Consider the following 21,427-nt stretch of genomic DNA (forward strand, 5'->3'; position numbering starts at 1 on the left):
AATTATTTTTAACCCTCCCCTCTAAAACCCAACTCAATCAATTCAACCAAGTCATTGTTTTATCAGAAGTTTTAATCCTCATCACCGCCGATGGATGTGCATTCTACAGCATTTCATATGAGACGCAACCCCTTTTTTTAAAGTTTTTTAATTTTATTTATCAAATGATCTTTTTTTAGTCATTTTGAGTAAATTTACTGCATTTTTAGACTTATAAATGCGAATTTATTTTTTAAAATGAGGTTTAGTAATATGAACCAACAGAATTCGCATGTAAAAAAGCAGGAATTAATCCTGTTAAAGCTGCACGAATATCAGCACGTTCATTAATAAGTTGATGCGAACCCTCTTCTAACATGAGCAAAGTCTGTAATCGAAATTTATGACGAATAAATTCGATATTATAGCGCCAGTCTACTGTTTGATCTTGCGCACCTTGGGCAAGCCAAACTGGAATACGACACGCAGGGCGATTTTCCATTTCTTGCATCCATTTAGACATGGCTAAAATCCAATCCATTCCCATCATACGTGGTTGTAAAGGATCTTTTAAACGTACAAATCTTAAAAATTCAGGATTGTGATTATTACGTCTAAAATGTCTAGGAACTTCGCGCTTAATTCTACGAATAATACCTAGCCCGACTGAGTTATGCCACCATGCTGATTTTGCTGGGCGAATAAGTGGTGATAATAATAAAACACGTTCAACAATTGGGTTTTCGCGGCGCTGTGCATACTCAAGTAAATGATGCATTAAAATTGCTGCACCTGTACTTTGTCCAATACCTACCCACGGTTTAGGAAGTTGGTCTGCATTTTTAACATATTGATATACAGCATGTAATACTTGCTGATAATGGTCAAAATTTTCAATATTGGCAGGTGAACCACTACTTAGACCGTGTCCAGGTAAATCATAAGTAAGAACGCTAAAACCTTGTTCTAAAATTTCGCGAATAATAGGTTGGTAAATACCACTATGTTCAAGATAACCATGTAATAAAAAAACTGTACCTTTGATTTTATCAACATTTGGCTGAAATACTTGAATATGCAATTTAAATAAAGGCATACAAATAAAACCTTGCCAATGTTGACCAATCAATTGATCTAAACCATACAAGCGTCGATAAGCTTGTATTTCTCTTGAAGGCTCATAAGGCTTATTCAGATTTAAAGCTTCTAATAATCGGGGTGTTTTTTCGCGATCTGGAATAGGTAAATCGAGTTGTTTTAAAATTGTCGGATTTAAAAATGGAATATCTGACATTAGGGAACCTCACGACAGCCACTTGATCCAAATAGAACATCACGAATAGCAGCTAATGTTTCATAATTTGCACGTCGGCTATGATTATAATTTTGTTTACTGGGTTGCCACTCTGTTAAAGGTGTTGGCATAGGTGCTTCGATTGGAATAGTTTCAATACCATTTAAGGCAAAGAGCCTTCTTGTTCTTGGCATATGATAACGATCTGTAATCAGTAATACTGTAGGTGCTCCTCCTTTTTTCTGTAAAAGTAGTGAGCTAAAGCGAGTATTTTCACATGTATTCATACTACGATTTTCAAGTAAATTTGCATCTACACCACGTTCTTTTAACCATGCTTGCATATAAGGAGACTCAACACCACTTAATACAATAGGTAATTTTGTTTTCTTTTCAACTTCTATGGTTTTTTCTAACCTTACGCGAGTATAAGCATTTACAACAATGTCTTTTTGGTTTTTATCTAGTGTTAATCCGCCACCTAAAACAACGATAGCATAAGGTTGATTGGTGACTTTACTTTTCACAGTGTCCTGATTTTGTAAACTTTCAATATCTGCTTGAACTGCTGAACTCGCCAATTCACTGTGAACCGTTTCCTCTTGAACATGATGTGTTTTTAAAAATTTTATGTATTGATCCATTAAAGCTTTATTACTTTCATTATTTAAATCAAGTAAAGCTTTTACTGTTGTACTTGATGAATCATCTATTGTTGCTGATGCAGGGTGTTCTACAATTAATGGAATCGTAGGTTTATCTTTTTCGTCTTTATTTTCTTTTTGTTTTTTAATAATTTCCTCTTGCAATGCTTTATATCTTAATTGTAAAAGCATTAAATTTTGAGCATCTTTATCTCGAATTTCTGTTTCCATTAACTTTAAATACGCTTGTCTTGCAATCCATAAATTTGAACCTGGTTCTAAATTTTCGGATTCTGAAAGTGCAGCATTTTGCTGACTTTGGGCAGCGATTTGGTTGACTTCTACTGGTACAAAAGTATTGAGTAATTTCACCATTAAATTAGAGTAAAATGGTGTATACCAAAACACCATTAGACAAGCAAAAAGTACAAAAAGGATTGTAATCCCCCGTACTGTTTTGATCATCCAATGCTGTTTCTTCATTTTTTACTCGCTTATATGTGGCTGAATGAGACCTAATTCATTAAACAATACAGGTTCTGGCTCCAGTAACACATTAAATTTATTGTAAACATCCTGCTGTACTGCACGATACGTCGCTTGTACATCAGTTAATGTTGCATTTGCATAGTTGACCAAGACCAAAGCCTGTTTTTCAAACATCCCGACTTGATGCAGTTTTCTGCCTTTCCAACCTGTTTGATCAATCAACCAACCCGCAGCAATCTTAACCTTCTCATTTGTTTGAGGATAATGTGGGATATTTGGAAATTCCACACATATTTGTTGTAAATCTGCTTGTGTAATGATTGGATTTTTAAAAAAACTGCCCACATTTGGAAATTCTTTAGGGTCGGGTAATTTACTTTGACGAATATGAATCACCTGTTTTTGTAAATTTTCTGCAGAAATATCATCCTGCATTGCCGCTTTCAAATCGCCATAATTGATTTTTAAATCGGCTTGTTTTAATAATTTAAAAATAACACTCACAATAATATAGCGATTTGGATCATCTTTAAAAATACTGTGACGATAAGAAAAATCACAATCCTCAGCAGCAATCAATTTAAACTGTTGCTGCTGACGATCATAAACTTCAACATATTCAATAAATTCGCCAACTTCCACACCATAAGCACCAATATTTTGTACAGGTGCAGCGCCTACAAGCCCCGGAATTAAAGCAAGATTTTGTAAACCGTATAGCTTTTGCGTGGTCGTCCATAAAACGAAATCATGCCAAACCTGCCCCGCACCAACTTTTAATGTTTGTGTATGATCATCTTCAGATAAAAACTCAATGCCTTGAATCTCCATATGCATGACAAGTGCATGAATATTTTGAGGCAGCAACATATTGCTCCCACCCGAAAGAATGAGAACATTTAAATGTTGTGTTTGTGCATAAGCAAGCGCTTCAATCAATGCTTTTTTTGATTGAACTTTCACATAATTTGAAGCCAGTGCATCTAAACGTAATGTATTAAATTCTTTTAGAGAAACGTTTTTTTGAATATTCATACAAAACCTTAGTGTTACGCTTGACGTTTAAAATGTTCAATCCATGCTTGGCTACTTGATTCACACTGATCAAGCACACGCTCAAAACCTTCCGCACCCCCATAATAAGGATCTGGTAGTGCTTGTTGCAGATAGTTCGGATCATGTTCACTCATGAGTGCAACTGAAGCACGAATTTTATGTCCTTGCGTATTTTGCTCAGCTTGATGCTTTAAATTTAAGATATTTTTTAAGTTTTCCAAATCCATTGCTAAAATCAAATCAAATTCATAAAAATCATTTAGTTGCAACTGACGTGCGCGTAATGCAGATAAATCATAGCCGCGTGCTTTAGCATGTTTTTGGCTACGTTCATCAGGTGCTTTATTGGGGTGATAATTACTTGTTCCTGCTGAATCAACTTGAATATTGAGTTGATGCTCATCACAATAATGTCGCAACACAACCTCAGCAGTTGGAGAACGGCAAATATTTCCTAAACACACACATAACACCTTGTATGGCGTTTTGGATGACATAACAACCTCAATTGATCATTTATTTTTTCAGGGCTTATGTTAAGTTATTTAACGAATGAATCCCATAGTACGACAAAACAATAATGTTTATTTTATGATGATAGATTAAGGATAATACATATGCGTCATTTTCAATTTCAAACTGTTGCCAATATCATTTCAGGTTTAGGCTCAATTCAAGAGTTACGTAACATTTTAACAATAAAAAATTATAAAAAACTCTTACTCGTCACGGATGCAGGCATGATTCAACATGATTTGCATCGTCCAATTTTAGACATCCTTGAACAATTAAACTTAGATTATGTGATTTATTCAGATGTACAAGCCGACCCTGCTGAACACATTATTTTAGATGCGGTCAATTATGCAAAACGTGAACAGGTTGATGTCATCATCGGGTTTGGTGGTGGCAGCTCAATGGATGTTGCGAAAGTTATTGCGATTTTAGCAGACCCACAACAACAACAAAATATTCAAGACTTATATGGTGTAAATAACGCACAGGCACCTCGCTTACCCTTAATTTTAGTGCCAACAACTGCGGGTACAGGTTCAGAAGTCACTCCAATCTCGATTGTGACGACTGGAGAAACCACCAAAACAGGTATTGTGGCACCTATTTTATATGCAGATGTTGCAATTTTAGATGCCAATTTTACAGTCGGTTTACCTGCACATATTACTGCGGCAACGGGTATTGATGCTATGGTACATGCGATTGAAGCCTATACCTCTAAAATTAAAAAGAATTTTTATGCAGATATGCTCACTAAACAAGCCTTGAAGCTGTTAAATAAAAATTTACCATTGGTGCTCAAAGATGGTTCAAACTTAGAAGCACGACAAAATATGTTATTGGGTTCTATGCTTGCAGGTCAGGCATTTGCCAATGCGCCTGTAGGTGCTGTACATGCTTTGGCTTATCCACTCGGCGGACATTTTCATTTATCCCATGGACATACCAATGCCTTAGTTTTATTAGAAGTTTTAAAGTTTAATGCTCCACATGCCAAGCAACTCTATGCTGAGTTAATGCAATATCTAGATCCTTATAGTAAAGGCAGTATAGAAGGTTTATGTGATTTATTTATTGACCATATGCAACGTCATTTAGACAGCAGTGGTTTAACCTTAAAACTCAATCAGCTCAATATCCCTGAAAATATGTTAGAGCGCTTGGCTGAAGATGCCATGTTACAAACACGCTTATTGCAAAATAATCCAAGAGAGATGACTAAATCGCACGCTTTAAAAATTTACCAAGAAATTTATTAAGTGATTATTTATAAATAATTTACCCATTCATTATTAATTAAATTAGATGAAAAATATGAAACCAGAAGTTAGAACTCGCACTCAATATTGTTTTTTATTTCCCATTCAAACCCGATGGGCAGACAACGATATTTATGGGCATGTCAACAATGTCACTTACTATAGTTATTTTGATACCGCAGCCAATGCACTCTTGATTCAAAAAACAGGTTTCAACATTCACCAGTCCCCTATTATTGGTTTAGTTGTCAATTCAGCTTGCGATTTTTTACAAGAATTAACCTATCCAGAAATCATTGAAGTCGGGGTGGCAATCTCTAAAATTGGCAATTCTTCATTGACTTATGATTTAGCCATTTTTAAACAAGGGCAAAATGAAGCATCTGCGCAAGGTCACTTTGTACATGTATTCGTTGAGCGTGAAACGAAAAAAAGCACCCCGATTCCACATGAAATGCGAGATGCTTTACAGGATTATTTAATGAAATAATAGATATACGCAGTAGCTCTAAAATTATACTTGGATCTAGAAGAATGTTGATGCACGGAAATGTCATCCGCAATTGTTTGAGGCAGGACTCCTTCTTATAAATAAAGTTTCTGCGAAACATTTAATTTTTTGATGCTAGTGAACGAGTTTTGCGGATGACAATGGTTTTGCCTACTTTTCCCAAAAGAAAAGTAGGTCGAGCCTGAGCAAGTCAAAGTATACTTTGACGAAGCGCAAGACGCAGTGGCTAATCCCTAAATTTAAACTTTGGATATAGGACTCCATCGCGTAATTTAGATTTTTCTATTTTAGCCATGTAATTTGAGTCAAGTGCGTAATATCTGTTAAATAACCTAAACTTTCAATTGAATATTTTGCAACTCACCCTCAAAATCTTGTAATAAGCTTTTGATTGCAGGCTCAGCATGTAACATTTGTTCAGCGCGCTGATATGCTCGAATTTTGCGTTCATTTTGCATATGAAATGGTGTGGTACTTTCGACCTCACCATATTGCACATTAAACACAGTACTCGACCATTGTTGTTTAAGTGATGACTCTAGCGCATGTTGAGTTTGATTTAATAAATTTTCATATTGCTTGGAAATTTGAAACGTAGAATGACCGTTAATCATTCCAATCATCAAACCATGTTGTGCCAACTCCTGCACAGCAGGTGACAAATCACTATTTCTAAACCAGTATTCCCATTTATTGACATCCCATTCACCTTCAAGTTGCTGTGGCGCAAGCTGTAAAATGTCTTGTGGCGTTTGCTGTGAATGATTTTTATGTTGTTCAATCTCGACGGTAACTTGATTCTGAGGCTGAGTTTTGGTGATGGATTCAGTCCCAACATCAAGCACTTCATGCAACTGTGCTACAGGTTTTGCTTCATCCATTTCTGAGGCAAGGAAGAAAACTTCTTCAGTTGCGGCAGTATTTGTTGTTGCAACATTTTCCGCAAAATCTGCACCAAATGAAGTTAAAGCGAGTTCATCTGTATCCTGCAAATTTTGAATTTCATTGACTGCTTCAATATTTTCAGTCTGTTGTAATGACAATGTTTCAGGTTCAATGCCAATGCTTAAGTCCTGAGCCTGCTCTGTGTTTGCAGAATTTGCACTAGTTGCTAAATCTTGCGTATTTGGCGTTTCACTTGTCGATGTGAGGTCAACACATTCAGGTTGTTCAGCGACAGGTGCAATACTTTCAGGTGAATGCTCAATGTGTGAAAGTGTACTTGCTGTCTGAATTTGATGATCATCAACATGTTCAACAAACTGATTTTGTTCAGAGTCATACTGTTCTTGAATATCAGTTTTTGTTTCAGGTTCAGAACTCTGTTCAATGACGGGATGAGATTCAATCGGTTGAGACGCAACTAAAGACGACTGAACAGTTCTTGGCTCTGAAACCACAATTTCATTGGCTTGCAAAGGACGGAATGCCAATAAACGCAAGACCGTCATTTCGAAGCCTTGTTCCTGCGTCACTGCCAATTGCAGATCTGAACGTCCCTTACAGGCAATCTGATAATACAACTGAATGTCCTGTGCAGAAACCAATTGTGATAATGTCATGATTTTTTTATTAATCTCAGCACTATATTTCAGGCTTAAATCAGGGAGATATTGCAACATTGCCAATTCATGTAATGTTGAAATGAATTGATCCAAAACCAAAGAGACATCCAAAGCTTGCTGTCTAAATTGCAATAAAAGCTGACTGACACGCTCACGCTGATTTTGATGAATCGCTAAAATCAAATCATAGATAATGGTTCGATCAATCAGCCCCAGCATTTCCTTGACATCTTGATGATGAATCGCACCTTGACCATAGGCAATCGCTTGATCAGTCAAAGACAATGCATCACGTAAAGAACCCTGTGCCGATTCAGCAATTTGCCAAATTGCATCCTGTTCAGACTGAATGCTTTCTTTGGCTAAAATATCCGTTAAATGATGGGTAATTTCATCGACTGCCAAAGGGCGCAAGGTGAATTGCAAACAACGTGAAATCACCGTAATCGGAAGCTTTTGTGGATCTGTTGTCGCAAATAAAAATTTGACATGTGCAGGCGGTTCTTCCAATGTTTTTAATAAAGCATTAAAAGAATGCGTAGACAACATATGCACTTCATCGATCAGATAAACCTTGAAACGCCCTTGTGTCGGTGCATAGGGAACGTTATCCAACAGCTCGCGAGTATCTTCAACTTTGGTACGTGACGCCGCATCAATTTCAATCAGGTCAATAAAACGACCTTCATTGACTGCTTTACAGGTCGCACAAACTTCACATGGCGTCGATGTTACACCCGTTTCGCAGTTCAGGCATTTTGCCAAAATACGAGCAATGGTGGTTTTCCCCACGCCTCGCGTTCCCGTGAACAAGTAGGCATGATGTAAACGACCCCGATCCAATGCACTGGTTAATGCACGTGAAACGTGATTTTGTCCAACCAATTCATTAAAATTTCGTGGGCGATATTTACGTGCAAGTACCTGATACATGGAAGCTCCTCATTACAGCGTTAAGGATACTGTTTTTTTCTGGATTAGTGAATGAAGAATGTCTTTGAAGATGGTAATCGCTGAAATATCTAACAACAACCTCTGCATTCATTCACGACTTTAAGCTATTTTCAATATCATTGCATTTGATATACTCAAATCATAATCAATAACCCATTTAATAATTTTTATGGCAGAGCCTATTCTTTTTATTGCTAAAATTTGGATCAACAAAGCACAATATCAAAAATTCTTCCGCCATAAAGTGCTGAATAAACTTGCCTTAGAAATGATTGAAAGTCGTGAACTTAAACTCAAAAATGCTTATTATTGGCGCTATAGCAAAACCAAACAATATCTGAGCGTCAAAGCCTACTATCACTTTGGTTCATCAGATTGGGATCGATTCACCTTTTATCAAGCCTTACAACAGATCATATCCTATTTAAATACAACAGGTGAGGAAAGTGTGAATCGTGGCTTTTTAATGATCCAATATCAAGCCACTGACCCAAGTGAACATCTATTTAAAATAAACAATCAGAATTGGGAAAAAGTTCAGCAATTACCATCAGCTTATGCAGATGATCTCAAAAAACTCAATAAAGACACGAATAAATTTCTTCAGAATGTGGATATCGATAATGTTTTCTCACTACAGAATCTGGATGCCAATTTTCATAGTAAAATTCAACGTATTTTAGAAAAACAACGTCTGAGCCAACTCCATCAAATTGCAACAATTGCTACGCCACAACAACCACAGTTTCTATTTGAATCTTTTTATCATAATGGTCAATTTGTCTTTAGCGTGAAAAACGGTGGCATCATTTACCCTGAAATTGATATCAAAACATTTCAGCAACGACCTTATGGTGCTTCAGATCAGTACCATGTCATCGTGCATCATCGGCTATATCGTACAGATCCAAACCATTTTAAAAAAATTCATAAGCATGAACAGACATTTTATAAAGATCGACATGATGTGTTTGATGAACACTTCAATATTTTTCATCAAGCAGATCCTACCTCATTTTCAATTGTGAATGAATCCTGTTGTGAAGATGCAAATCATATTTATCTGGGTCATTATCAACTTAACAAACACAAATTAATCACACCACCTATCTTTATAGGCATAGATAATGAGCCTTTATTTACCTTTGAAAATCGAGTCATTTATAAAACCACACCATTAAATATTGATTTTTCAAGTTACCGATTTATTCAGGAAATTCCTAAACCAACCTATGCCAATAAACGTTTTATTCTGCAAGATCGACAAGGCTATCTGATCGTATGTCATCACTCTCAACAGATTAAGCAATTTCGTGAAAATGAACTTAGTTTGGCACAAATTTTAGAGAAATATGACTATTGCCATCCGATCGACACCCCAGATACACAGCAAAACCCAAATTGGTATGATGGAGAAATTTTTGATGAAAATTTCAATCTTGAGCTTTTTACAAACCTCATTCAACACAATCAATCTTATCTACATTCAGCATTAAAAAAATATCAGACTTACTTGGTTTTTTGCCTTCAGCAACTTGATCAACAAGAAAATTTAGCGCTTCATCAACATCATTTAATTGAAAATATATATCAATTACTCAAAGATGACCTTTGGTCAGATGCCAATATTTATTTGAAATTATGTGAATATTATTTACGTATCCAACAACCTGATACTGCATTTAACAACTTAAAACACTGTACCCTGTTTTCATGTGATCATTTACTTGATTTTTTACACAGTCCATTACTTACACCTTACCAAGATCGTGAGGATTTTCAGGAAATTTATCAATTTACCAAGCAATATATTCAAAATTCACCTAAACGCCTATTGACTCTGTCTGTCTTGGAACAACCTTTGACAAAAGCCAACAGGAACAGTCTCTGGGCTTTTGCTGAAAGTTTTGTACTTTATCCCAAAACCATATTTGACCAAATACCAGCAGACCAAGCCCATTTAAAAATCATCTATTTTGAAAAATATCAACAACTGATCTATCATTATTTCCATGACAATCATTACTTTCTATATCCAAACAGTTATTTTTTAATAGAATATTTTATGGCACCTATTGATCTTATGATTAAAGACCTCCAACACACCTTACAAATGGTGTCTGTTTTAGGTTATTTAAATCATGGTATCGAGGACTTAACAAAAAAACTCAATGCCATCCAGAACAGTGTTAATTTTTTGTTCGAGCTCAATCAGACACCCGATCTTGCAGCCTTAAATCAGTTACCCATTTTTCAAATTTTAGGATTTAAACTGCATGCACCATAATCTGATCAACTTAAAACCACCCTTTACTGCCTTTCAGTTCAGCATCGGCACAACGTAAAGCTTCTTGAGTCAGCCCCCACAAACGATAATCCCCTGTGATGGAACCAATTTGAAAGTTATGTGTATAAGCAAAACTGAGCCCTCGCTGTGGATCACACCAAGCACCTGAGCCATTATATCCCATATGTCCGAAGCCTTTTTTCGCACGTTTCCCCATGGTAATAACACGGTGATATCCCAAACGCCACTTCATTGGGATCGGCATAACACGATCACGTTTGATAGATTGAATCGTGCTTAATTCTTTAAAAACTTCAGGTTTAATCAAGGTTTGATCATTCCAAACACCTTGATTGGCTAACATCGCATATATTTTAGCCAAACTATTTGCAGTAAATACACCATTCGCAGCAGGAATAACAGCCTGTAAACCTTCATCACTAAAAAAGCTAAAATCTCGCATACCTTTGGGCACCATCGCATCTAGAAAATCTTGCGGATTTTGCCCACTTAATTCAACCAACTTATCGGAAAAGGATGTCTTATGTTTTTTCTTATTCTGTGATGATGATTGAGTTTCTACTTTTTTGGGTTTTTTAATTAAGCGAGCAACTTGCTGCAACTCTAAAGCAGGTACACCAAAATAAGCACCGTCAAGCTCTAAAGGATCAACTAAATACCTTTGCATTAACCATTTTAAGGGCTGTCCTGTGGCTTTTTCCAACATGCCACCTACGAGCCAACCAAACGTTAAAGCTTGATAAGCAATATCACTTCCTATCTGAAAACGCGGCGTTGCTTGCTCCATCACTTTTAACATATGTTGCCAGTCTGCCATCTCTTTCGCTTGCCCAATCATGTTGCGAATATCAAACAAACCACTTTGATGACTTAAAATATGACGTAGCGTCATATGTGCTTTACCATTTTGATCAAATTCAGACCAATATTGCGTGATAGGTGTATCATAATCTAACAAACCCTCACTCACCAAAATATGTGCTAATGTGGCTAAAACACCCTTTCCTGTTGAATAACAAACAGATAATGTATCTTCTTTCCAATTTTCAGTTTCTGATTTTTTACCTGTAAAGATATCTACAACTTTTTTACCTTGAAAATAAACCGTTAATGCTGCACCACCATATTGAGTACGTCCATCTTGTAACCGACTGAATTGTTTTGCTAAATCTGCAAATCTCTCATCAACATATCCATGAAAGTTATTCTTATCTGCAAATAAAATTTCCTTAATCGTACTCATTTCCCTACCCTTATTTTTATACCGTTCTAAAAAAAAGCCTAAATCATCTCGACTTAGGCTTCTATCTTATTTGATTTTATTGTGCTTTGACTACACCTGTCACATGTGGTTTATGCGATTTTTCATTTCGAATCAGAAAATCAGTCGCTGCCCCTTTTGTCGCTGTCAAAAACTCAACCTTTGAAGGTAAGAACATTGGAAGTTTAAAATACACATCAGCTTCATAAGCTTCTGGCAAAGTTAAACTTGCTAAGGCACGTGCTTTGCTCCACATACCATGTGCAATCGCTTGTTTAAAACCAAAAGCTTTCGCCGTCAATGCATGAATATGAATCAGGTTAAAGTCACCCGACGTTTTTGCATAGCGACGCCCTGTGTTTTCTGAAACATTCCATACTGTTTGTAATTGATAGTCAGGTGTTTGACTTTCTTTCGCTTTTTCTGCTGCGATTGTATTGGTCTTTTGGCGTGCTAAATAAGTGGTTAATCCTTCCATAACCACTTCATTACCCACTTTTGCAGTGGTAATAAAATCAAATTGTAGACCTTTATCATGTGGCTGTACTTCACCAAACTGACATGACAACGTGATCTTTTCATTCACACCAATTTTACGTGTCTGTTTAATTTGGTTACGGATATGTACCAAACCTAAAATTGCAAATGGAAATGCTTCTGTTGTCATCATATGCATTTGCAAACTTTGTGACAATACAGCCAAATAAATCGCTGGAATATAACCATTATTTTTAAAGCCACAGACTTCGTTATACGCTCTTAAATGTTGTTGGTCGACTTGTAAAGAATCCACCACATATTCAACTTGTGGTAGCACTTTTTCACCTTTCGGCTTTTTAATGATTAAACCTTGTACAACTTTTGCATAAGCAACATAAGGTTTTGGCAGTTGACTAAAATGGCGAGTATTCATACTAGACCTTTGAAATGTTTTATTTCGATATTTAAAACCCCGTCTCCCTTAGAAAGAAGGCTGGGATAAGGGGCAAAACTATCTCATTTGTAATTTATATAACTCTACCTCTGCCTAATCCTCTCCTTTAAAGATCAGGAGAGGAAATTTAGAGGCTCGTTATTAAGCACCTAACAAACTTTGACCGCATACACGAACAATATTACCATTTAAACCTGTAGAAGCTGTTGCAGCAAAGAGTGCAATTGTTTCAGCAACATCGACAGGTTGACCACCTTGGCTCATCGAGTTCATACGACGACCTGCTTCACGAATTGCAAATGGAATTGCAGCCGTCATTTGCGTTTCAATAAAACCAGGCGCAACAGCATTAATGGTAATTCCATCTTTTAAAATTGGTGCAGTAAATTTGACCAAACCAATCACACCTGCTTTAGACGCTGCATAGTTAGTTTGACCTAAATTACCTGCAATACCTGAAATCGAAGAAACACATACTATACGACCATTGGCATTTAGACCTTTATTTGCCAATAAATAGTCATTGATACGCTCAGCCGCAGACAAGTTAATGTTAATTACAAGATCCCACATTTCAGGTTTCATATTTGCCAAAGTTTTGTCACGTGTAACCCCTGCATTATGCACGATCACATCTAAACCACCTTGTGCAGCCGCAGCCGCTTTAATTTTTTCACCTGCATCTGCTGCTGTAATATCAATGGCTAATGTTGATCCACCAATTTCACTTGCAACACGATCTAAATCTGCTTGTTGTTGTGGTACATCTAAACAAATCACATGTGCACCATCACGTGCAAGTACATGAGCAATTGCTTCACCGATACCACGGCTTGCACCTGTCACCAATGCTGTTTTACCTGCAAGTGGTTTTGCCCAATCTACATCAATCACTTTTGCATTTGAAACATGGATCACTTGACCAGAAACATAAGCAGAACGTGGTGAAATCAAGAAACGTAATGAAGATTCTAAATTTTGTGCAGCATCAGCATCAACAAGAATTAAATCCGCAGCGATTCCTTTTTTAAATTCTTTACCTACTGCTTTTACAAAACCTTCCAAAGCACGTTGAGCGATTGCTTGTTTCACTGTAGGTGCAGATTCTGGTGTTAAACCGATCACGATCACACGACCTGAGTTTTGAATTTGACGTGCGATTGGATTAAAGAACTTGTGTAGTTCATGTAATTCTTCTGAGTTTTGAATACCTGAAGCATCAAAAACAACCGCTTTAAATTTAGACTCTTTATCGCCTTCGTTAAACGCACCAACAGTCAAACCCACTTTTGCAGCTTCTTGCTGTAGCTCAACATTATTACCCACATAACTATTTGCATGAATATTACTTAATACTTGCGCAATTTCACTTGAAAATATGCTATTTGGCGCAGCACCTAACAACACTGCACCTTTGATAACAGGTGTTGCTGATTCAAAACGATCCAAAGAAATAGGTGATGGTAAACCTAAATTTTTGATGACAAATTTACCAATTGGGGATTTAGAAAATGCTTGGTATTGATCAGTCATGGTAATAATCTCTCAGTAAATAAATTTTTTAATAAGTCTGTAGGTATCTATTAACTTCAAGTTTAATGTCAGATACTTATATTTTAATAGACTTATTATGTTTCAGTTAAATAATACTTGAGTTAAAGACTTCATGTCTTGACCTGAATGCTTTGGCAAATGTCATTTTAGTCAATTCCGCACTTCTTCAATTATGGTAATGTTAAGATCAAGAAGATTAGCCACATGCTTGGAAAAGCCTTATGAGCAAAACAACTCAAGAAAATCCAACAGTTCAAAATTCTACTGCGGAAGAAGTGTCAAATACATCAAAGCCGAGTACTCGTTCAAGTAAAGGCACTGGTACTGCTGCTCGTTCAAACAATAGCAACAGCAAACCACGTCGTACAGCAAGTACTGCTGCTCGTAAAAACACTGCTTCTACAACACAAAAAGCTGATCCAGCAACATCTCCATCGACGTCTCAAACATCTGTTTCACAGGGAAAAATCATGAGTCAAAATACTATTCGCCGTGTTGCAATTCTTGGTGGCAACCGTATTCCATTTGCACGTTCAAATGGTGCTTATTTTAAAGCAACCAACATTGACATGTTAACTGCTGCACTCAATGGTTTAGTTGAGCGTTATAAATTACAAGATCAACGTTTAGGTGAAGTTGTTGCTGGTGCAGTGCTTAAACACAGCCGTGACTTTAACATGACTCGTGAATGTGTATTAAATACACAACTTGCACCAGAAACACCTGCTTATGATTTACAACAAGCGTGTGGCACAGGTTTACAAGCTGCTTTTGCTGTTGCCAATAAAATTGCTTTAGGTCAAATTGAAGTGGGAATCGCAGGTGGTGTAGATACAACTTCTGACGCACCAATTGCATTTGGTGATGGTTTACGTAAAGCTTTACTTGAGTTGAATATTGCAAAAACGGGTAAAGATCGTCTAAAAGCATTAACAAAAATCAACATAAAAGATTTATTAGATGCACCTAAAAATGGTGAGCCACGCACAGGTTTATCTATGGGCGATCATCAAGCGATTACTGCGCTTGAATGGGGTATTTCTCGTGAAGCACAAGATCAGCTTGCTGCATCTTCACATCAAAAAATGGCAAAAGCTTACGAAGATGGTTTCTTTGATGACTTAATGACACCATTTATGGGTCTTGAGCGTGACAACAACTTACGTGCTGATTCTTCTGTAGAAAAACTTGCAAAATTAAAGCCTGCTTTTGGTAAAGGCGAAAATGCAACGATGACTGCAGGTAACTCTACGCCATTAACAGATGGTGCTTCTGTGGTGTTACTCGCATCTGAAGAATGGGCAAAAGCCAATGGTCATGAAGTACTTGCTTATTTATCATTCTCAGAAACTGCAGCAGTTGACTTTGTGGGTAAAAAAGAAGGCTTACTCATGGCACCTGCTTATGCAGTTCCTCGTATGCTTGAACGTGCAAATATGAAACTTCAAGATTTTGATTATTATGAAATCCATGAAGCATTTGCATCACAAGTGTTATCTACATTAAAAGCTTGGGAAGATCCAAAATTCTGTAAAGAACGTTTAGGTCTAGATGCACCTTTAGGTTCAATTGATATGGCTAAACTCAATATCAATGGTTCTTCACTTGCTGCGGGTCACCCATTTGCTGCAACAGGTGGTCGTATTTTGGCAACTGCTGCAAAAATCTTAAACCAAAAAGGTTCAGGTAAGATTTTAGTGTCAATCTGTGCTGCGGGCGGTCAAGGTGTGACAGCAATTGTAGAGAAATAATCTTCTACTTTTGAAATAAACCCAAATATCAAATATGAATCCCCATAAGATCACTCTTGTGGGGATTTTTGTTCTTTGACCGTTTGCTGATGATATGGATGGATAAATTTAAAGGTTTTAGGATCAACTACTGTGCTTTTTAAAATTTTTTCTGATTGTTGTTGAATAAGTTGCCAGTCTTTTAAATGCACTCGAAAAAAGCGAGCACGCAATGCAACTTTATTCATATAGGGTTCAAGCGACCATTTCATTTCACATCTAGGACGCAATGTGCTATTTGGTGGCACGTTATCACACCTAATCATGGTCATTACCCTGCCTTGACTATTTTTTTCTACATAGATGTCATAAGTATCTTTATTCTTCCAATGCTTGACCCATTCAGGATGGGCAACATATACATCTAAGCCAAAAACTTGTTTTGAAGTGGGTACAACAACACCGCTATAATGAAATCTTTTTAAGCTTTCCAAACTTTCAATATCTGTATCAATGGTAGACCTTAAAAAGGTCGTATGTACATCACGGTCATAATAACGTGTGCCAGCATTTACACTAGTAGTGACCCATTGACTATCATGTCTGTCTTGTTCAGCTTCATATTCTTGACCACTTTGCCGAGATGCTTCTCTATAAGTCACCAAGATTAGACCTGTGGTATATTTAAACTCCCAGTAAAAACTGGTTAATCCAGAGTCAAAATTATGTTTTTGACGCTCATAAGGTTTCCAACCTTTTTCACCTGTAATAGTCGGGTCATCACAATATTCAGCCATGCTAAATTCTTCTCCCAACATGACAGGCTTCCCTCCTAAATTACCCACACGATAGGGCAAACCATAAGGTCCCATGGGGATTTTAAAATCAGGATCAACCTTAATGGGAGAAATACAGCCCTCAGGTAATCTTCCAGGATGATGATAGGTACTCGCACATCTCACAGCGATAATGCTTATACCAATCCCAATGATGATTAAAAGTGCTTTATTCATTTTATCCCCATAATTTTTTTAAATTAACGCATGAGTTAAATACTCTATTTTCTTTTAATATTTTCAGAGCTTTATATGAATTTTATATTCTAAAATAGTCATTCATTATATCGTCAGTCTTAACAAAATTGTTATTTTAATTAAAAACAATCATCCACCCAATAAAAAAGAGACCTACAATATAGGTCTCGTTAATATTCAAAAATACAGCACTATTTATTCAATAATTTATCAATCACACCAAACTTTTTGAATAACTTTGCACGACGTTTTGGATAAATATTGGCTTTATTTAAATCACCATTATAGTGATCAAATACACGCTGATCCATAATTTTAAACCATAAAGATGGGATCAATGCAGGCAATAACATACTTGCATAACCACTTGGCAACTCAGGCGCTTCGTCAAAATGACGCAAAGCTTGGAATGGGCGTGTTGGATAGGCGTGATGATCTGAATGACGTTGCAATTGGTACAAAAATAGATTGGTCACAATATTGTTATTGTTCCAACTATGTTCAGGCATGGTACGTTCATATTTACCATTTTCATCTTTCTGACGCAGTAAACCATAGTGTTCAATATAATTAATAATTTCAAATAAGCTAATACCATACGCCGATTGCGTCAATAAATAAGGAAGCGTTGATGTTCCAAATAACTTCAGCATTGAAGCATGAAAACCTGCACTCATCCCCCAACCTTGTAAAAGCTCATTCTCCTTAGACCAAAAAGCTAAGCCTTTACGTTTTAAGCGGGTTTTTTCAATTTCAATCGCAGATTTAAATGAACCAACAACTGTACGAGGTAAAAATTCATAAAAAGTTTCGCCCATTTTGGATGATGCTGGGTCTTCAGGTGTTGCAGCGCGTTTGTGATGACCATACGGGTGTTCAACACGGAAATGATTGTAACCCGTAGGTACAAGTGCTAAGTGTGACAAAATATGGTCAATACGATTCGATTTATGGCTCAACTCATGTGCGGTATTCACTGCAATACCATTAATTGCACCCATTGAAATACCCAATAAAATTTTATCAACAAAAGAAGTTGTTTTACGACTCGTTAAATAACATGCATAAATATTGGCGACATATTGCAGAGGAATAAAAGTTTTGACTAATCGTGAATAATAAGGATCTTGTTCAAGTAATTTAATATCTTCAACTGAAGGGTTATGATTATCTTTACCGACAATCGTATCAATTGTTGGAATGATGATATGCAAAACGATTGGACCACCTAAAGCAAAAAGCTTTTTCAATGGCTTAGGTGCAAATTGATAGCCTGCCAAAATCCCAATACCAATCACAGGTAATGCAGGACTAATTGCCCATAAATAGCGCTTACTGTCGAGCTGTCGTACAGATTTACTGGATACTTCCTGTAATTGCTGTTCACTAAATGATACGGGTGCATTCATAACAAATTCTTCCTTATATTTCTTATGACTATATTTACGGAATTAAGCTAGACAAAACAGTTGTAAGCGTCCAAAAAAGCTATGAAAAAGTCTTTGGCTTGTTTAAGCTAGAGATTGTCCTCTACGCACATGTTTTAATATCGACCTCATATTTATTCTTGTCATTTAAATTATTATTTTTTATGGACGCACTTAGTAAAATTTTTGATGATATTCATCTTAATCATTCAGAATATCTCTATTTACAAGCTCAAGGGAATTGGGCATTTAAAAGCATTGCACAAGATGCTGTGATCGCACACATTGTTTTATATGGCGAGGCACAACTACAATTTTCAAAAAACTTAAATATCACGCTGCATACAGGAGATATGATTTTAATCCCTGCAGGTTTAGAGCATTCTGTTGCTAATCAACTTGATCATACTTTTATTGAGTCTTTAAATATTGCACCATTATTTGATGGTTTAAGACTAGATGCAATTGAGTTTGGTCAAGGTGATTCTGAAAAAACGTTAATTTTGTCAGTGCGTTGTCATCTCAATGCCATCATGGCACGCCCTCTAGTCAATGCACTACCACCGTATATTCATATACAAAATGCATTGAGTGATACTGCCCCAGAATGGTTACGTATTGGCTTATATTTTGTTGCCTCAGATACACAACGGACTTTAGCAGGCAAGAATAAGATTATGGATCATCTCGTGAGTATTATGATGATTGAATGTGTACGTGACTATATTGAGCAACTACAAGATCAAAATAATTGGTTAAATGCCTTAATTCACCCTGAACTATCAAATGCCTTAGCTGTCATTCACAGTCAACCTCATATTGCATGGACGGTTGAAAGTTTAGCTGAACAATGTTGTATGTCACGTTCAAAATTTGCTAATTTATTTAATCAGGTGGTGGGTGAAACACCACTGGCTTATTTACAACAACATCGTTTGCGCCTTGCAAGCCAACTATTAAAACAAGGTCAACTTAGCGTACAGCAAATTGCCCATCAAGTTGGCTATTCGTCAGAAACGGCATTTAGCCAAGCCTTTAAAAAACAATTTGAAATCAGTCCGAGTCAATATCGCAATCAAGTCAATTAAAATCACGACAAATCAAAAAAAACACTTAGGCTATTTCAACAGTCATAAAAACGAGTATTTCCTCTTTCGTTGATATAAAAATAGAGCCCCAAATGGGACTCTATCTATGTTCTTAAATGCCAGATTTTATAGCAATTATGCAGCAGAACGCTCAGCGATTGGCACAACTTTACGTAGTTCAGGACCCGTATAATCTGCACTTGGACGAATAATACGGTTGTCTGCACGTTGCTCCATCACATGCGCAGCCCAGCCCGTTACACGGCTCATCACAAAGATTGGTGTAAATAGTTTCGTTGCGATGTCCATGAAGTGGTATGCAGATGCATGGAAGAAATCTGCGTTACAGAATAATTTCTTCTCACGCCACATCACTTCTTCACAGCGTACTGAAACTGGATAAAGTACGGTATCACCCACGTCTTTTGCTAATTTTTCAGACCAAATCTTGATGATGCCATTACGTGGATCATTGTCTTTATAGATCGCATGACCAAAGCCCATGATCTTTTCTTTACGCTCAAGTTTGCCCAACATTTCACGTTCAGCTTCTTCAGGTGACGTCCAGTTTTCGATCATTTCCATTGCAGCTTCGTTTGCGCCGCCGTGGAGTGGACCACGTAGTGAACCAATCGCACCTGTGATACATGAATGCATATCTGACAGTGTCGATGCACATACACGCGCTGTGAATGTCGATGCGTTAAACTCATGCTCAGCATAAAGAATCAGCGATACATTCATCACTTGTTCATGCAATTTATTTGGTTTTTCACCACGAAGTAAATGCAGGAATTGTGCGCCGATTGAATCATCATCGGTATTTTCTTCGATACGCACGCCATCATGGCTGTAGCGATACCAGTAGCAAATAATTGCAGGTAAAGTCGCCAAAATACGGTCTGCAACGTCTTGCTGTTCGTCAAATGATTTTTCAGTTTCGATATTACCGAGCATTGAAACACCTGTGCGCATCACATCCATTGGGTGTGAATCCGCAGGAATACGTTCTAATACTTCTTTTAATGCTTGTGGTAATGAACGCAATGATTTGAGTTTTGCTTTATATGCAGCAAGTTGTTCTGCTGTTGGCAATTCACCAAAAAAGATTAAGTAAGCCACTTCTTCAAATTGGCAATTTTCAGCAAGGTCTTGCACGTCATAACCACGATAAGTTAAGCCTGCACCGCTTTTACCCACGGTTGATAATGCTGTTTTACCTGCAACTTGCCCACGCAGTCCTGCGCCTGTCAGTACTTTACCTTCAGCCATTTTTTATTTTCCTTCAGTGAATAATTTGTCTAATGTATTTTCAAAAGTGTGATAATCAAGGAATTCGTAAAGTTCCTTACGTTGTTGCATTTTATCCAGTACATTGACTTGTGTACCGTCTTTACGAATCGCTTGGAAGACTTCGAGTGCTGCTTTTTGCATCGCACGTGTTGCAGACAATGGGTAAAGCACCATTGAAATACCTTGTTCGCCCAATTCTTCAGTAGTGTAATAAGGCGTATCACCAAATTCAGTGATATTTGCCAATACTGGTACACCGACTGCATCGCAGACTGTTTTATACATGGTGATGTCGGTCATTGCTTCAGCAAAAATCGCATCTGCACCTGCTTCTACGCATGCACATGCACGGTCGATCACGGCTTGTAAGCCTTCTTTTTGCAATGCGTCAGTACGTGCCATCACCACAAAGTTTGAATCTGTTTTTGCATCAACAGCAGCTTTGATACGGTCGACCATTTCTTGTTGGGTCACGATTTCTTTGTTTGGACGGTGACCACAACGTTTTTGTGCCACTTGGTCTTCAATATG

At 37.0% G+C, this 21,427-nt stretch carries 17 protein-coding genes; 5 read left to right on the forward strand and 12 right to left on the reverse strand.

The genetic code is table 11. The features are described 5' to 3' along the window. Nucleotides 1-244: 244 nt before the first annotated feature. Genes HX005_RS18710 through HX005_RS18725 form a run of 4 tightly spaced genes read right to left on the reverse strand, consistent with a single transcriptional unit; the run spans nt 245 to nt 3,959 of the window. Nucleotides 245-1,273: an alpha/beta hydrolase gene (locus HX005_RS18710; protein ID WP_286378502.1), complete on the reverse strand. Its 1,029-nt coding sequence runs from the start codon at nt 1,271-1,273 to the stop codon at nt 245-247. Beyond that, a complete protein-coding gene (locus tag HX005_RS18715) occupies nt 1,273-2,400 on the reverse strand; it encodes a YdcF family protein (RefSeq protein ID WP_286378503.1) in 1,128 nt (375 codons plus the stop codon). The genes HX005_RS18710 and HX005_RS18715 overlap by 1 nt, the downstream gene beginning before the upstream one ends. Nucleotides 2,401-2,403: 3 nt before the next feature. Beyond that, the gene (gene murB, locus HX005_RS18720) at nt 2,404-3,441 is read right to left on the reverse strand and encodes a UDP-N-acetylmuramate dehydrogenase (RefSeq protein WP_286378504.1); all 1,038 of its coding nucleotides are present in this window, start codon (nt 3,439-3,441) and stop codon (nt 2,404-2,406) included. 14 nt (nt 3,442-3,455) lie between these two features. Next, nucleotides 3,456-3,959 (reverse strand): low molecular weight protein-tyrosine-phosphatase, encoded by a 504-nt coding sequence (locus tag HX005_RS18725; RefSeq protein ID WP_286378505.1) that lies wholly within the window; start codon nt 3,957-3,959, stop codon nt 3,456-3,458. A gap of 120 nt (nt 3,960-4,079) precedes the next feature. Here HX005_RS18725 and HX005_RS18730 point away from each other — a divergent pair, with 120 nt between their 5' ends. Continuing rightward, complete coding sequence (locus HX005_RS18730; protein ID WP_286378506.1) at nt 4,080-5,237, forward strand: iron-containing alcohol dehydrogenase; 1,158 nt, start codon at nt 4,080-4,082, stop codon at nt 5,235-5,237. A 55-nt stretch (nt 5,238-5,292) separates the two neighbouring features. Continuing rightward, nucleotides 5,293-5,727 (forward strand): acyl-CoA thioesterase, encoded by a 435-nt coding sequence (locus HX005_RS18735; RefSeq protein WP_286378507.1) that lies wholly within the window; start codon nt 5,293-5,295, stop codon nt 5,725-5,727. A gap of 353 nt (nt 5,728-6,080) precedes the next feature. Here the strand turns inward: HX005_RS18735 and dnaX are convergent, their stop codons facing one another. Next, a complete protein-coding gene (gene dnaX, locus HX005_RS18740) occupies nt 6,081-8,246 on the reverse strand; it encodes a DNA polymerase III subunit gamma/tau (protein WP_286378508.1) in 2,166 nt (721 codons plus the stop codon). Nucleotides 8,247-8,436: 190 nt separating this feature from the next. Here dnaX and HX005_RS18745 point away from each other — a divergent pair, with 190 nt between their 5' ends. Continuing rightward, the gene (locus tag HX005_RS18745; protein WP_286378509.1) at nt 8,437-10,554 is read left to right on the forward strand and encodes a hypothetical protein; all 2,118 of its coding nucleotides are present in this window, start codon (nt 8,437-8,439) and stop codon (nt 10,552-10,554) included. A gap of 10 nt (nt 10,555-10,564) precedes the next feature. On the opposite strand, the gene HX005_RS18750 is transcribed toward HX005_RS18745, so the two are convergent. The 3 genes from HX005_RS18750 to HX005_RS18760 form a co-directional block, all read right to left on the reverse strand. Continuing rightward, nucleotides 10,565-11,818, reverse strand: a complete 1,254-nt coding sequence (locus tag HX005_RS18750) for a serine hydrolase domain-containing protein (protein ID WP_286378510.1) — start codon at nt 11,816-11,818, stop codon at nt 10,565-10,567. 76 nt (nt 11,819-11,894) lie between these two features. Beyond that, entirely contained in the window at nt 11,895-12,749 is an 855-nt protein-coding gene (locus HX005_RS18755) for a MaoC family dehydratase (RefSeq protein ID WP_286378511.1), read from the reverse strand. Between the two features lie 162 nt (nt 12,750-12,911). Further along, a complete protein-coding gene (locus tag HX005_RS18760; protein ID WP_107009972.1) occupies nt 12,912-14,303 on the reverse strand; it encodes a 3-oxoacyl-ACP reductase in 1,392 nt (463 codons plus the stop codon). A 242-nt stretch (nt 14,304-14,545) separates the two neighbouring features. Between HX005_RS18760 and HX005_RS18765 the strand changes: the two genes are divergently transcribed. Continuing rightward, nucleotides 14,546-16,075: an acetyl-CoA C-acetyltransferase gene (locus HX005_RS18765; protein WP_286378512.1), complete on the forward strand. Its 1,530-nt coding sequence runs from the start codon at nt 14,546-14,548 to the stop codon at nt 16,073-16,075. A 50-nt stretch (nt 16,076-16,125) separates the two neighbouring features. Here the strand turns inward: HX005_RS18765 and HX005_RS18770 are convergent, their stop codons facing one another. Both HX005_RS18770 and HX005_RS18775 read right to left on the reverse strand, forming a co-directional pair. Further along, nucleotides 16,126-17,067 carry a hypothetical protein gene (locus tag HX005_RS18770; RefSeq protein WP_286378513.1) on the reverse strand — a complete coding sequence of 314 codons (942 nt, stop codon included), beginning with the start codon at nt 17,065-17,067 and terminating at the stop codon, nt 16,126-16,128. A 212-nt stretch (nt 17,068-17,279) separates the two neighbouring features. After that, nucleotides 17,280-18,497: an alkane 1-monooxygenase gene (locus HX005_RS18775; protein WP_286378514.1), complete on the reverse strand. Its 1,218-nt coding sequence runs from the start codon at nt 18,495-18,497 to the stop codon at nt 17,280-17,282. Between the two features lie 182 nt (nt 18,498-18,679). Here HX005_RS18775 and HX005_RS18780 point away from each other — a divergent pair, with 182 nt between their 5' ends. Next, the gene (locus tag HX005_RS18780) at nt 18,680-19,603 is read left to right on the forward strand and encodes an AraC family transcriptional regulator (protein ID WP_286378515.1); all 924 of its coding nucleotides are present in this window, start codon (nt 18,680-18,682) and stop codon (nt 19,601-19,603) included. Between the two features lie 135 nt (nt 19,604-19,738). Here HX005_RS18780 and prpC read toward each other — a convergent pair whose 3' ends face one another. Together prpC and HX005_RS18790 are read right to left on the reverse strand one after the other, a co-directional pair. After that, nucleotides 19,739-20,875 carry a bifunctional 2-methylcitrate synthase/citrate synthase gene (gene prpC, locus HX005_RS18785; protein ID WP_286378516.1) on the reverse strand — a complete coding sequence of 379 codons (1,137 nt, stop codon included), beginning with the start codon at nt 20,873-20,875 and terminating at the stop codon, nt 19,739-19,741. A 3-nt stretch (nt 20,876-20,878) separates the two neighbouring features. Further along, nucleotides 20,879-21,427: isocitrate lyase/phosphoenolpyruvate mutase family protein (locus HX005_RS18790; protein WP_286377327.1), on the reverse strand; the 549-nt coding region annotated here is incomplete at its 5' end.

This window comes from Acinetobacter sp. R933-2 (genome assembly GCF_030325485.1).
GTDB lineage: Bacteria > Pseudomonadota > Gammaproteobacteria > Pseudomonadales > Moraxellaceae > Acinetobacter > Acinetobacter sichuanensis.